The organism is Marinobacter mangrovi (genome assembly GCF_016798325.1).
Taxonomy (GTDB): Bacteria; Pseudomonadota; Gammaproteobacteria; order Pseudomonadales; family Oleiphilaceae; genus Marinobacter_A; species Marinobacter_A mangrovi.
The window spans coordinates 1131043-1144967 of sequence record NZ_JAERVO010000001.1 but is presented as its reverse complement, the minus strand read 5'-3'; the positions used below and the strand labels follow the sequence as shown (position 1 = coordinate 1144967).

Annotated in this window: 10 protein-coding genes; all 10 read left to right on the top strand. The window is 60.1% G+C overall.

Going from position 1 to position 13925, the window contains the following annotated elements; translation table 11 throughout:
• The first annotated feature begins 44 nt into the window (after window positions 1-44).
• On the top strand, window positions 45-2651 hold the full coding sequence (acnD, locus tag JL474_RS05025) for a Fe/S-dependent 2-methylisocitrate dehydratase AcnD (RefSeq protein ID WP_203141148.1): 2607 nt from the start codon (window positions 45-47) through the stop codon (window positions 2649-2651).
• A gap of 480 nt (window positions 2652-3131) precedes the next feature.
• Window positions 3132-4310 carry a 2-methylaconitate cis-trans isomerase PrpF gene (gene prpF, locus JL474_RS05020; RefSeq protein ID WP_203141147.1) on the top strand — a complete coding sequence of 393 codons (1179 nt, stop codon included), beginning with the start codon at window positions 3132-3134 and terminating at the stop codon, window positions 4308-4310.
• A 132-nt stretch (window positions 4311-4442) separates the two neighbouring features.
• Window positions 4443-5927, top strand: a complete 1485-nt coding sequence (prpD, locus tag JL474_RS05015) for a 2-methylcitrate dehydratase (RefSeq protein ID WP_203141146.1) — start codon at window positions 4443-4445, stop codon at window positions 5925-5927.
• A gap of 203 nt (window positions 5928-6130) precedes the next feature.
• Window positions 6131-6862: a PEP-CTERM sorting domain-containing protein gene (locus JL474_RS21480; RefSeq protein WP_236011986.1), complete on the top strand. Its 732-nt coding sequence runs from the start codon at window positions 6131-6133 to the stop codon at window positions 6860-6862.
• Between the two features lie 203 nt (window positions 6863-7065).
• Window positions 7066-8478 (top strand): TIGR03013 family XrtA/PEP-CTERM system glycosyltransferase, encoded by a 1413-nt coding sequence (locus JL474_RS05005; RefSeq protein WP_203141145.1) that lies wholly within the window; start codon window positions 7066-7068, stop codon window positions 8476-8478.
• 76 nt (window positions 8479-8554) lie between these two features.
• Window positions 8555-9181 carry an XrtA/PEP-CTERM system exopolysaccharide export protein gene (locus tag JL474_RS05000; protein WP_123635421.1) on the top strand — a complete coding sequence of 209 codons (627 nt, stop codon included), beginning with the start codon at window positions 8555-8557 and terminating at the stop codon, window positions 9179-9181.
• A gap of 80 nt (window positions 9182-9261) precedes the next feature.
• The gene (locus JL474_RS04995) at window positions 9262-10788 is read left to right on the top strand and encodes an XrtA system polysaccharide chain length determinant (RefSeq protein WP_203141144.1); all 1527 of its coding nucleotides are present in this window, start codon (window positions 9262-9264) and stop codon (window positions 10786-10788) included.
• Complete coding sequence (locus JL474_RS04990) at window positions 10788-11690, top strand: P-loop NTPase family protein (protein WP_223807968.1); 903 nt, start codon at window positions 10788-10790, stop codon at window positions 11688-11690. Before JL474_RS04995 ends, JL474_RS04990 begins: the two co-directional genes overlap by 1 nt.
• Complete coding sequence (locus tag JL474_RS04985; protein ID WP_203141143.1) at window positions 11683-12969, top strand: porin family protein; 1287 nt, start codon at window positions 11683-11685, stop codon at window positions 12967-12969. Before JL474_RS04990 ends, JL474_RS04985 begins: the two co-directional genes overlap by 8 nt.
• Entirely contained in the window at window positions 12966-13922 is a 957-nt protein-coding gene (locus JL474_RS04980; RefSeq protein ID WP_203141142.1) for an XrtA system polysaccharide deacetylase, read from the top strand. Before JL474_RS04985 ends, JL474_RS04980 begins: the two co-directional genes overlap by 4 nt.
• Window positions 13923-13925: the final 3 nt, after the last annotated feature.

The window sequence follows — 13925 nt, the reverse complement described above, 5'->3', positions numbered from 1 at the left end:
AGAGACCAACGCCACACCCGACCCATTATCGCCAAAGGTCAACCATGAACACTCAATACCGCAAGCCCCTGCCGGGCACCGACTACGACTACTTTGATACCCGCGAGGCTGTCGACGCCATCCAGCCCGGCGCCTACGACAAGCTTCCGTACACCTCCCGCATCCTGGCGGAGCAGTTGGTGCGCCGTTGTGATCCGGCCACGCTGACCGATTCCCTGAAGCAGCTTATCGAGCGCAAGCGGGATCTGGACTTTCCCTGGTATCCGGCCCGCGTCGTGTGTCACGACATCCTGGGCCAGACGGCGCTGGTCGACCTGGCCGGCCTGCGGGATGCCATCGCAGAGAAGGGCGGTGATCCGGCGAAAGTAAACCCGGTGGTGCCCACCCAGTTGATCGTTGACCATTCTCTGGCTGTTGAGCATCCGGGCTTCGAGAAAGACGCGTTCGAGAAGAACCGCGCCATCGAGGATCGTCGCAACGACGACCGCTTCCACTTCATCAACTGGACCAAGACCGCGTTCGAAAACGTGGACGTGATCCCGCCGGGCAACGGCATCATGCACCAGATCAACCTGGAGAAGATGTCGCCGGTGGTCCAGGTGCGCGACCGCGTGGCGTTCCCGGATACCTGTGTCGGCACCGACAGCCACACGCCGATGGTCGATGCCCTCGGCGTGATTTCCGTCGGTGTGGGCGGTCTGGAAGCTGAAAGCGTCATGCTGGGCCGCGCGTCCATGATGCGCCTGCCGGACATCGTCGGCGTCGAGCTGACGGGCAAGCTGCAACCGGGCATCACCGGCACAGACATGGTCCTGGCATTGACCGAGTTCCTGCGTAAGGAGCGGGTTGTTGGTGCGTATCTGGAATTCTATGGCGAGGGCGCGGACAGCCTGACGGTAGGCGACCGCGCCACCATTTCCAACATGACGCCGGAATACGGCGCCACCGCGGCGATGTTCTACATCGACGACCAGACCATCGACTACCTCAAGCTGACCGGTCGCGACGACGATCAGGTGGCTCTGGTCGAAAACTTCGCCAAGCACACCGGCCTGTGGGCCGACAGCCTGAAGACCGCCGAGTACGAGCGCGTCCTCAAGTTTGATTTGTCCAAGGTGGTTCGTACGCTGGCCGGGCCGTCCAACCCGCACGCGCACCTGCCGACGTCCGAACTGGCGCAGCGCGGGATTGCCGGCCAGTGGGAAGAGAAGGAAGGCGAAATGCCGGACGGCGCGGTCATCATCGCCGCGATCACCAGCTGTACGAACACCTCTAACCCGCGGAACATGGTGGCGGCCGGCCTGATCGCCCGCAACGCCAACAAGCTGGGCCTGATCCGCAAGCCCTGGGTGAAGTCCTCCCTGGCGCCGGGCTCCAAGACCGTCAAGATGTACCTGGAAGAAGCCAACCTGCTGCCGGAACTGGAGCAGTTGGGCTTCGGCGTGGTCGCCTTTGCCTGTACCACCTGTAACGGCATGAGTGGTGCGCTTGATCCGAAAATCCAGAAAGAAGTGGTCGACCGGGATCTCTATTCCACCGCGGTCCTGTCCGGCAACCGCAACTTTGACGGCCGGATTCATCCGTACGCCAAGCAGGCGTTTCTGGCCTCACCGCCGCTGGTGGTCGCCTACGCCATTGCCGGCACCATCCGCTTCGACATCGAGAAGGACGCCCTGGGTCACGACGCCGACGGCAACCCGATCCTGCTCAAGGACATCTGGCCCAAAGACGAGGAAATCGACGCCATCGTGAAATCGTCGGTGAAGCCGGACCAGTTCCGCGACACCTACATCCCGATGTTCGACGTCACCCGCAAGGCCCAGGCACAGTCCGACCCGCTCTACGAGTGGCGCCCGATGAGCACCTACATTCGCCGACCGCCGTATTGGGAAGGCGCCCTGGCCGGTGAGAAGAACCTGACCGGCATGCGGCCGCTGGCGGTCCTGGGTGACAACATCACCACGGACCACCTGTCGCCATCGAACGCCATCCTGGCTTCCAGTGCCGCTGGCGAATACCTGGCGAAAATGGGTCTGCCGGAAGAGGACTTCAACTCCTACGCGACCCACCGCGGCGATCACCTGACCGCGCAGCGGGCCACCTTCGCCAACCCGAAACTGCTGAACGAAATGGTTCGCGACGACAACGGCGAGGTGAAGCAGGGCTCCCTGGCGCGCATTGAACCGGAAGGGAAAGTGGTCCGCATGTGGGAAGCCATCGAGACCTACATGGACCGTAAGCAGCCGTTGATCATCGTTGCCGGCGCCGATTACGGGCAGGGCTCTTCCCGGGACTGGGCCGCCAAGGGCGTGGCTCTCGCCGGTGTCGAGGCCATCGTGGCCGAAGGCTTTGAGCGGATCCATCGCACCAACCTGGTAGGCATGGGGGTCATGCCGCTGCAGTTCGAGGAAGGCACCACCCGCAAGACGCTGGGTATTGATGGCACCGAGACGTTCGACGTGAAAGGGCAGCCGGCGCCGCGAGCAACGCTGACGCTGGTCATTCACCGCGCCAACGGCGAGAGCCAGGAAGTTCCGGTCGTTTGCCGCCTGGATACGCAGGAAGAAGTGTCCATCTACAAGGCGGGCGGCGTGCTGCAGCGCTTTGCGCAGGACTTCCTGAAGGCTGAGGCGGATAAGGCGAGTGCTTGAGAAACCGTCTCTGCAAGGCAAGAGCCATTTATGTGGGGCTGACTGGGGCACCTGACGGTGCCTCAGAAGCTAAAGCATCTGCTGCATGCTCGGGGTGACCTGAAAATGTAGCCGACGCTTCAGTTTCGGAGCAGCCCACAGCGCTGCCGATGATCCTCCAGCACCCGTAGGTTGGGCTGACGCCGGAAGCCCAACAAATTTGGACGGCGGCGAGCCGGATGTCTGTCCGTGTCCGATCAGACCGGTGCCGTAAAACGCGAACTCAGAGAGTCCGTTCGAACTTCTGAGGTGTTGGGCTTCCTGCGTCAGCCCAACCTACTTGTGGGGCACCTGACGGTGCCTCAGAAGCTAAAGCATCTGCTACATGCTCGGGGTGGCCTGTAAATGTAGCCGACGCTTCAGCTTCGGAGCAGTCCGCAGGGCTGCCGGTAATTCCCCACGGGGCTGATATCGTCCACAGAATTCTCAGGAACCACCAAAATGACCCACAAACCCCAAATCAGAATCCCCGCCACCTACATGCGTGGCGGCACCAGCAAGGGCGTGTTCTTCAACCTGACCGACCTGCCGGAAGTGGCCCAGGTACCGGGCGAAGCACGCGATAAGCTGCTGCTGCGCGTGATCGGCAGCCCCGATCCCTACGGCAAGCAGACCGACGGTATGGGCGGCGCCACGTCCAGCACCAGCAAGACCGTCATCCTGTCGAAAAGCGAGAGCCCGGATCACGATGTGGACTATCTGTTTGGTCAGGTCTCCATCGACAAGCCGTTCGTCGACTGGAGCGGTAACTGCGGTAACCTGACCGCGGCCGTCGGGGCGTTCGCCATCAACAACGGCCTCGTGGACCCGGCGCAATTGCCGGAGAACGGCACCGCCACGGTCCGGATCTGGCAGAAGAACATCGAGAAAACCATCATTGCCCGTATTCCCATAACCAACGGGGAAGTGCAGGAAACCGGCGACTTCGAGCTGGACGGCGTGACCTTCCCGGCCGCCGAAGTCCAGGTCGAATTCATGGATCCGGCGGACGGCGAGGGCGCGATGTTCCCGACCGGCAACGTCGTGGACGATCTCGAGGTGCCCGGCGTCGGCACCCTGAAAGCCACCATGATCAACGCCGGCATCCCGACCATCTTCATCAACGCCGACGCCATCGGCTACGACGGCACCGAACTGCAGGATGCCATCAACAACGATGACAAGGCCCTGACCCTGTTCGAAACCATCCGCGCCTACGGCGCTGTCAAAATGGGGCTGATCAGCGACGTGGCCGAGGCGGCCAACCGGCAGCATACGCCCAAGGTGGCTTTCGTCGCACCGCCCAAAGGCTACGTGGCCTCCAGCGGCAAGGCCATCGCCGCGGACGACATCAATGTCCTCGTCCGGGCGTTGTCGATGGGTAAACTGCATCACGCCATGATGGGTACCGCTGCCGTAGCCATCGCCACGGCTTCCGCGATCCCCGGCACGCTGGTGAACCTGGCCGCCGGTGGTGGCGATCGTACCTCCGTGGTGTTTGGCCATCCATCAGGCACCCTGCGAGTCGGCGCCGAAGCCGAGCAGGTGAACGGCCAGTGGAGTGCGAAGAAAGCCATCATGAGCCGCAGCGCCCGCATCCTGATGGAAGGCTGGGTCCGCATTCCGGGAGATGCCTTCTGAGTTGCTTCGATGAAGAGACCGGGTCAGCTCGAAGCGGCCCGGTTTCCGGTCCATACTGACGCCATCATTTCTTGAAAGGCCGGGGCAGGGCTGATCGATCAAACGGCACCCTCCCGGCCAGGGAGACGCCTCATGTCAGCGACATTCGATCTCAACGAACGCCCGGATTACGACGACGTCCTGCAGAAGATTGCGGACTACGTTCTCAATTATCAGGTCGACAGCCTCGAAGCGCTGGATACCGCACGCAACTGCCTGATGGACACCCTCGGCTGCGGCCTTCTGGCGCTTCGCTTCCCCGAATGCACCAAACATCTGGGGCCGATCGTCGAGGGTACGGTGGTGCCTCATGGTGCCCGGGTACCCGGCACCTCTTTCCGTCTGGATCCTGTGAAAGCTGCCTGGGACATCGGCTGCATCATTCGCTGGCTGGACTACAACGACACCTGGCTGGCGGCCGAGTGGGGGCACCCCTCCGACAATCTCGGCGGGATCCTGGCTGTGGCCGATCACCTGTCGCAGAAGCGCCAGGCCGAAGGCAAGGCGCCGCTGACCATGCGCGACGTGCTGGAAAGCATGATCATGGCCCATGAGGTCCAGGGCGTGCTGGCGCTGGAGAATTCCTTCAACCGTGTGGGGTTGGACCACGTGGTGCTGGTCAAGGTGGCCTCGACGGCGGTGACCGCCAAGCTGATGGGTGCGGACCGGGAGCAGATGCTGTCGGCGCTGTCCCACGCCTGGGTCGACGGGCAGGCCCTGCGCACCTATCGCCACGCGCCCAACGCCGGCTCCCGTAAATCCTGGGCGGCGGGCGATGCGACCTCCCGCGCCGTGCGTCTCGCAGACATCGCCATGCGCGGTGAGATGGGCATTCCCGGCGTGCTGACAGCGCCCCAGTGGGGCTTCTACGACGTGCTGTTCAGCAAGACCAACAAGGACCAGACACTCAAGCCTGAAGATCAGCGACGGTTCTCGCTGCCCCAGGACTTTGGGTCTTACGTGATGGAGAACATCCTGTTCAAGATCTCGTTCCCGGCCGAATTCCACGCCCAGACTGCCGCCGAAGCCGCTGTGACCCTGCATCCCCAGGTGAAAGACCGGCTGGACGAGATCGACCGGGTCGTCATCACCACCCACGAATCCGCCATCCGCATCATCTCCAAAGTCGGCAAGCTGGCGAACGCCGCCGATCGCGACCACTGCCTGCAGTACATGACGGCGGTTCCGCTGATCTTTGGTGCCTTGACGGCCGATCACTACGAAGACGCATTCCACCAGGCCCACCCCGAAATCGACACCCTGCGGGACAAAATGGAGATCGTGGAAGAACCCCGCTACACCAGGGAATACCTGGAAGCGGATAAGCGCTCGATCGCCAACGCCATTCAGGTCTTCTTCAAGGATGGCTCAAAAACGGAACAGGTTGCCGTGGAATATCCGATTGGCCATCGTCGGCGCCGGAAGGAAGGTATCCCGCTGCTTGAGGAGAAGTTCCGGGCCAATCTTGAAACGCGGTATCCGAAAGGGCGGTGCGACGCCATTGTCGATCGATGCATCGATCAGAAGGTACTGGAGGGTACGTCGGTGCCTGACTTTATGGCGTTGTTTATGATCTGAGACAGATTTTACAACTTTTTTAAAAAAAATTAAGGGGTTGACGGTTCGAGAAAAGCGTCCATTTTCTTTACAGCGGTGTGGGCAGAAATTGGGTTTTATGGTGTTTAAAGATATGATTATTAAGAAATAAATATTATTGGCCTTCTTGTTGCTTCTAAGTGACCACGGACTAACAACAACCTCAACAGGTTTAGGAGCTGTGCATGAAGAAGGAACGTGTTCTCAGTATCAGTGCGGGCATCGCACTCGGCGTATCCGGTTTGGTCGCGTCTGTACAGGCGGCGCCCATGCTGTATGTCAGCAGCGCCGGCGAGTCTGCTGCGCAGGCTGCCGAAACCAACTTCCTGGCCAAGCTGAAGTCAGGTTATCTGACTGAAGGCTTCGAGTCTTACACGGCTGGCACGACTTCCCAGAGCAACGCCATCGCCACGAGCGTCGGTACCTTTACCCAGGATGTTGCGGGTTCAGGCGGTGACTGCGACAGCCTTGGATTCACCTGTAACGGCGGTGTTGCCATTCTGGATGATGGTAGCTCTCCGTTTGGCGGTCGTTTCGCAACTCCAAGCGGTTCGGACAACGCGAACTGGCTGGACAGCATGGACAGCGAAGAGATGACTTTCTCGCTGACGCCGGGCTTCAACGCCCTGGGTTTCTACATCACGGACCCGAACGATGTGGGTGGCCGGATGACCGTGGGTAGCACCACCTTCACCTTCGAAGACATCTTCGGTTCTGCCCTGGGTAACGGCAACGTGTTTTACATCACGCTGTTCGATTCCGAAGGTCTGGGTGATGTTACCTTCTACGCCAATGCCTCGGACGACGGCTATGGCATCGACAACGTGACTGTTGGCGAAGTGCCGGAGCCGGGTTCACTGGCGCTCCTCGGCCTTGGTCTTGCGGGTATCGGCGTGATGCGCCGTCGCAAGGCATAAGCTGGCGAGATACGGTGTTAGAAACCTGCTAAACCCCGGCTTTGCCGGGGTTTTTGCTGTCAGGAATTTTTACATGCGCCTCCCATCTGTTTGAGATTGCACCCAATTGCAGTTCAATCCGGAAGGAGTAGACTTCAAAGGAGTTGGAGATCTACCGATCGGATTCATGGACGCGTCTGGCAGGGTGGCGTGAAGGAGTCGACGTGGCACACGTCAGGATATTCAGGCATTACATTCATCTCCCGTTCGTTATTCTGGGGCTGATTGATTTCAGTGTATTGGTCGGGGCCTTCTGCCTCGCCGTTTTCTTCCGGTATTTCGGTGATATTGCCTATTTCTCCGAATCCATCGCTTACATCCTGCCTTCCGCAGTTATCTTCGCCGCCCTCAATATGTTGCTGATGGTCGCCATGGGCGTGCATCAGTCCCGGCTGGAAGATGGCCTGTCCGGCATGATGCTGCGTACGCTCATTGCGCTGATCCTCAGCATTCCGTTTGCACTGACCGCCTATTTGCTGAGCCAGGAATGGCTTTGGTACCTGGGTGGGGACGGGGTCATCACGTCCGCATCCGTCTTTGGTTTCTTCCTGTTGGGCATCGCGCGCATCATCTTCTTTACGGTGGTGGGCAATGACGCCTTCAAGCGGAAGGTCTTGGTGCTGGGCACAGGTTTTCGTGCCCGGCAACTGCTCGAAGACCTCCAGACCCCCTTCAATCGCAAGGGGTTCCATCTGGTGGGGTTTGTACCGATCAACGATGAGCCGGTCGAAGTCCCGGAACAGTATCTCGTCAATGTCCCCGGAAGCCTGCACGAGTATGTGACCCGTCGTCCGGTCCAGGAAATCGTAGTGTCCGTGGAAGACCGTCGTAAGGGGTTGCCCATGGAAGACCTGCTGGAATGCAAGATGCAGGGCATCCGCATCGTCGACGGCGCGGTCTTCTACGAACGCGAGTCCCGCAAGGTCGCCATGGAGATGATTACGCGCGGCTGGCTCGTTTTCTCGGATGGCTTCTCGGTGTCTTCCGTGTCCGGATTCGGCAAGCGGGCCCTGGATGTGCTGGCGTCAGGCATCTTGTTGATTGCAACCAGCCCGCTGATGCTGCTGACCATCCTGGCGATCAAGATCGAAGACGGATGGTCCGCACCGGTGTTGTACAGCCAGGAACGTGTTGGTCTGCGCGGCCAGGTCTTCAAGGTCCACAAGTTCCGGTCGATGCGCACGGACGCTGAAAAGGATGGCGCCGTCTGGGCACGCCAGAACGATACCCGCGTGACGCGCGTGGGGGCCTTTATCCGCAAGGTGCGTATCGATGAGCTTCCACAAATCTTTAACGTGCTGAACGGCACAATGTCGTTCGTGGGCCCGAGGCCCGAGCGGCCCATGTTCGTCGAGCAATTGGCGGAGAAGATCCCGTTCTACAACGAACGTCACCGTGTGAAGCCGGGCATTACCGGCTGGGCGCAGCTGTGCTTTGCCTACGCCGATAACGAGGAAGATAGCCGGGAAAAGCTTCGCTACGACCTGTACTACATTAAGAATCAGAGTCTACTGTTGGATTTGTTGGTTATTATTCAGACAGTGGAAGTAATATTGTTCAAGAAAGGATCGCGCTAGGCATTGGTTTGGCTGGTCATCGGTCGGAACGGGTGTCAGTAACCGTGGCTTTCGAAAAAAGAAGCGAGGATGTGAAATGGCAAGGATGGTAATCGGGCTCGTTGTACTGTTTTCTCTTCTGGCAGGTTGTGCCTCGCAACCGGCTTCGTCGCCGCAGCAGATCGAGGCGGCGCTCAACAAGAACGCCGGACCGGTCGACCAGTACATTCTGGGACCCAACGACGTGGTCCAGGTCTCGGTGTGGCGTAATCAGGATCTCAGCGTCAGCGTTCCCATTCGTCCCGACGGCCGGATCTCCGTGCCGCTGGTGGGGGACGTCGTGGCCGCCGGTCTGACTCCCGAAGAACTGGCCGACGACGTACAGGACAAACTTGAGCAGTATATCCGTCAGCCCCAGGTCAGTGTGGTCGTCACCGGGATGAACAGTCATGAGTTCACCGATCGCGTCCGGGTGACCGGTGCCGTTCAGAGCCCCATGACCATGCCGTTCCGTGATGGCATGACGGTCATGGACGTGGTGCTCTCTGCTGGCGGCGCCAACCCGTTCGCCGATTTGAACAGCGCCATGCTGTACCGGCCGATGGGCAAGGAGGTGGTGGCGATCCCGGTCAAGCTTGACGACATTCTGACCCGGGGCGACATCGCGACCAACTACCGGCTTTTGCCCGGGGATATCCTGACCGTGCCCGAGCGCAGTTTCTGATCCGCTGGACGACGCCCTGACATCGATGGTCGGGGCTTTCCAGATGATCGCACGTTAGCTTTCAGTTTCAGGTAACAGCTATGGCACTTCCACTGATTCAACTGCCCAGCGAAATCATCCGCGAAGTCCGAACCCGCAAGTGGCTCGCGCTGGCGGCCTTCGCCATTGTCAGCTTTGGCGTACTGGCTGCCGGGTTTCTCTGGCCCTACAAATACGAGTCGGACGTCGTCATCTATGTGGACGATGAGAACATCATCCGCCCTCTGATGGAGGGCAGTGCGGTGACGACCAAGATCAGTGAGCGGGCATCAGCAGCCCAGGAGCTTCTCTGGAGCCGGGGCGTGATGGAAAACGTCGCCAAGGATACCGATATCTTCGGCCCGGATGCGGCCAGCCTGCAGGCGGAAAAACTGGAATCCCGTGTCAACTGGTTACGCTCCAACCTGAGCGTCCGCCCCCGTGGTGACAGCTATTTCAGCATCGGCTTTATGTCTGAATCCCCCTCTCAGGCGTATCGGGTGGCGCAGCGTATGGGCCAGGCCTTTATCGAAGAGTCGGCGCGCCGCAAGCAGGCGGAAAGTCGCAGTGCCTACGAGTTCATCGACAACCAGGTCAAATCCTACGAGGACCTGCTCGCCGAGTCGGAAAAACGTCTCAAGCAGTTCCTGTCCAAGAATGTCGATGGCACCGAAGGCGAAGCCAACGGCAAGTTGTCCGACTTGCGCGGAAAGCTGGAACAGGCACAGCTGGATAAGCAGGAAACCGAAACCCGGGTGGCCTCGTTGCAAGGTCAGCTTTCGAACGTGAACCAGAATATACGCCGCGGCAAGACCATCGACGCCTACCAGCAGCGCATCAACTCCATGCAGGATCAGCTCGATACGCTGCGCCTGAAGTACAAGGATTCCTACCCGGATATCGTGGCTTTGCAGGAGCAGATCGCGGTGCTCAAACGCCAGCGTGACAAAGCCCGCAGCAGCGGAGACAGCTCCGACGCCAGTGTTGGTGCCGGAGACACGATCAACCCGCTGTATCAGGATTTGAGTTCCGATCTGGCCGATGCCCGCACCCAGATGGAAATGATCAACACCCGCATCAGCTCCATCAAGGCGTTGATCGGGGAACAGGTGGATCGCATGCAGCGGATCCAGGAAAACAAGGCGGAATACTCGCAACTGACCCGCGATATGGAAGTCAACAAACAGATCTACAACGATCTGCTCAAGCGTCGCGAGCGGGCCCGGGTTTCCATGCACCTGGACATCAAGGGCCAGGGCCTGAACTATCGGATCAACGAGACGGCGCGTTACCCGCTCAAACCCGAAGGGGCCCAGTTTAACCAGTTTGCCATGGCGGGGCTCTTCCTGGGCCTGTTAGCGCCATTGGGCACCATCGCCGGACTGCTGCAAATCGATCCGCGGGTACGCGCCAAGTCCCAATTGGAAGATGAAGTGGGTATCCCGGTGCTGATTGACATCCCCCGGGTGAGAACGCCCTTTGAGATGCGTCGGGAGCGGCGGGTGACCTATGCCGTCGTTATTTGTGCCGTGCTGGTGATAGCCGCCTATATCGGTGTAGCCGTTGCTTCAGTGATGGGAGTTATTTGATGAACGGAACGCGCCAGAGCAGAGATGTCGATGCCTCTCCCGATAAGGACGAGCAGAACGAACTGGAAGCCCTGAGGAAACGGCAGCGCCAACTGAGCCGGGAGGAGGAATCCTCCAACCGGCCCGAAAAATCAGGCTCGGGCTCAAGCGAGTCGGAAGACGCTCGCCTGTTGGTTCCCAGCACGCTCGAACTGGGTGCCGGCGCGGTCGACCGCTACGTCATGAGCCGCCAGATCAAACGAATGCAGGAGCCTCGCCAGCTGACATTCGATGATCTCGACGAACGCCGTATTATCTATCCGGAGTCGCCGAACCGGGATCTGGTCAACCGATTCCGTAGCCTGCGGACCAAGTTGCTGGAAATCTCCGGCGGCAACAACTTCACCTTGGTGGTGACCGGTGCGACCGATGGCGCCGGATCGTCCTTTATCGCCCTGAACCTGGCCGCGGCCTTCGCCTTCGACCAGTCCAAGACCGCGCTGTTGGTAGATTGCAACCTGCGCGAGCCGTCCCTGCACACCATGCTGGATATGTTCCCGGACACTGGCCTGACGGATTTCCTGGAAGAGTCGGACTACGACGTTGCCAAGATCATCTACCCGACGGGCATTCCCCGGCTGCGCCTGGTGCCGGCTGGCAGTCGCCGCGAATCGCCGGCTGAATTCTTCACGTCGTTCCAGATCAAACTGTTCCTCCAGTCGATCCGCCGGCGGTATCCGGACCGGTTCATCATCCTGGATACGGCCTCAATCAGTCATTCGCCGGACGCGCGGATTCTCTCTGATCTCTGCGACTATTCATTGCTGGTGGTCCCGCATGGCAAGGCCACGCCGTCAGCGGTGGAGCAGGCTGCGCATTCGTTTGATCCCGAGAAATTTGCCGGAGTGGTTATCAATGGGTAGTTCTTCCGAATCAGGGATGATTCGAGGCATTGTCCTCCTGGCCGGGTCTCTCTTTCTGGGCTCGGCGACAACGGCCCATGCAGAGCCCGTGAAGCTCAGCATCGGCGCTGACAGCCGATTCAGCGACAACATCAAGCGCAGCGAATCGGGAGAGAAATCGGATGTGGAAAATCGGATCAAACTGAAGATTTCCCATAAAACCGATCCGGGTCGGTGCATATCGGATTTTAACGCCGATCTTGCCTATGGCATTTACGCCAACCATACCTACGATCCGGAACCCTACGCCTTCATCGACTGGCTGGGCAGCTGCCAGATTGCCGAGCGCTTTTTCTGGGATGTCACCAACGAAACGCGGGACGTCGTCCAGAACAACACCGAACCCAACACACCGGACAACCGCAGCCGGCGCAATATCTTCAGCACGGGGCCACGCTACGTCTGGGGCGTTACGCCGGTCGATACCATCAGCTTGTCGGCCCAGTACGAAAACATCGAATTCAGCGAGCCGGAAGAGCGGGACAGCGAGGCAGGAATCGGGTCCGCGGTTTGGAGCCACCTGTTTTCCGAGCTGCTGACCGGTGGCCTGAACCTGTCCACCGAACATCGCGAGTACGACAACAAGGAAAAGGTCGATCGCAATACCGCGACCCTGTTCTTCTCGAAGGAATTTGCGGCCACCACGATTTCCGGCTCACTCGGCGGAACCTGGTTGAAACGCCGGTTTTTCAGTACCGAGCAGTCGTTCAATGGCTGGGTAGGCGATCTGCGGCTTGAACGACAGATCAACGAGGCGTCCTCGTTCTATGTCGCGGCAAGCCGCCAGGTCACGGACGAAACCTCTGAGTTCGACTTCCTGTTCGACGGCGTCACCTACACGATCGAGGACACCTCGGCCGTCGAAGTCAGCGACGTTCGGGGTGGCTACACCCGCCGGTTCAGTGATACCTCGACCCTCAACCTGAGCGCCGTCGCTACCCGCTCGGACAACCTGAAGACCGACTCGCGCGAAGGCCGGGTGGCCTTTAACGCCGACTACCGCCGCCCGGTGACCGGCCAGATCGACTTCACCGCGGGCACGCGGGTTGCCTACATCGACTACAAGGACAACGACACCCAGGACGAAATCATCGGGGTCGACGTCGGGCTCAGTTGCCAACTCCTGTCCGATCTCGACCTGAGCGGAAAAATTGGTCACAACCGGCGCAACAGTGACGTGGGCTCCCGGGAGTATGCCGAAAACTGGGTGCTGGTCAGTCTGGAGTACCAGATCCGATGACGCACACGACCGATCGCAGCCGTAACGAACAACCCATTAACGCACTCACCGTCGACGTGGAAGACTATTTCCAGGTGGCGGCCCTGGCCGAAGCCGTATCGCGGGATGACTGGGATTCCATGGAATACCGGGTGGAAGCCAACACGGATCGTCTGTTGGCGCGGTTCGAGCAACACGGCATCCGGGCCACGTTTTTCACCCTTGGCTGGGTTGCCGAACGCTCGCCCGCGCTGGTGCGCCGCATCCAGGCTGCCGGCCACGAGATTGCCAGCCATGGATACAGCCACCAACTGATCTACAACCAGACGCCCGAGGTCTTCCGCGAGGAAACCCGGCGCTCGAAGCAGATCCTGGAAGACATTACCGGCAAGCGGGTCACGGGCTATCGCGCAGCCAGCTATTCCATCACCAACGAGTCCCGCTGGGCACTCGATATCCTGGCGGAAGAAGGCTTTACCTGGGATTCGTCGATTTTCCCGGTGCATCACGATCGCTACGGCATGCCGGGCACGCCCCGCTGGCCGCACCGCCTCAAGACCGATGGCGGACACGAATTGGCGGAATTCCCGCTGAGTACGCTCCAGTTGCCCGGTTACACGCTGCCCATCGCCGGCGGCGGTTACTTCCGGCTGTTTCCCTATTGGTTCAGCCAGTGGGGCCTGGGGCAGATCAATCGCCAGTCGCAGCCCTTCGTGTTTTACCTGCACCCCTGGGAAGTGGATCCCGGCCAGCCCCGGCTGAAGGTCAAATGGCTGTCGCGGTTCCGGCACTACAACAACCTGGATGTCTGTGAAGCGCGGCTGGAGAAGCTGCTCCGCCGGTTCCGCTTTGCTCCGATGAGTGAGGTCCTGCGCGAACAGGGCGTGCTGCCTGGCGGATCGGCCAACGAGCAGGGCGATACGGCGGTGACCGAAACGGCGGCAACGCCGGGTCGCTCCGCGGTGTCACACTAGGAA

What these genes read in the sequence shown, in the direction of transcription:
- prpF (WP_203141147.1), top strand. Translation starts at nt 3,132, where the DNA reads ATGACCCACAAACCCCAAATCAGAATCCCCGCCACCTACATGCGTGGC.
- JL474_RS21480 (WP_236011986.1), top strand. Translation starts at nt 6,131, where the DNA reads ATGAAGAAGGAACGTGTTCTCAGTATCAGTGCGGGCATCGCACTCGGC.
- JL474_RS04985 (WP_203141143.1), top strand. Translation starts at nt 11,683, where the DNA reads ATGGGTAGTTCTTCCGAATCAGGGATGATTCGAGGCATTGTCCTCCTG.
- JL474_RS04990 (WP_223807968.1), top strand. Translation starts at nt 10,788, where the DNA reads ATGAACGGAACGCGCCAGAGCAGAGATGTCGATGCCTCTCCCGATAAG.
- JL474_RS04980 (WP_203141142.1), top strand. Translation starts at nt 12,966, where the DNA reads ATGACGCACACGACCGATCGCAGCCGTAACGAACAACCCATTAACGCA.
- JL474_RS04995 (WP_203141144.1), top strand. Translation starts at nt 9,262, where the DNA reads ATGGCACTTCCACTGATTCAACTGCCCAGCGAAATCATCCGCGAAGTC.
- JL474_RS05000 (WP_123635421.1), top strand. Translation starts at nt 8,555, where the DNA reads ATGGCAAGGATGGTAATCGGGCTCGTTGTACTGTTTTCTCTTCTGGCA.
- acnD (WP_203141148.1), top strand. Translation starts at nt 45, where the DNA reads ATGAACACTCAATACCGCAAGCCCCTGCCGGGCACCGACTACGACTAC.
- prpD (WP_203141146.1), top strand. Translation starts at nt 4,443, where the DNA reads ATGTCAGCGACATTCGATCTCAACGAACGCCCGGATTACGACGACGTC.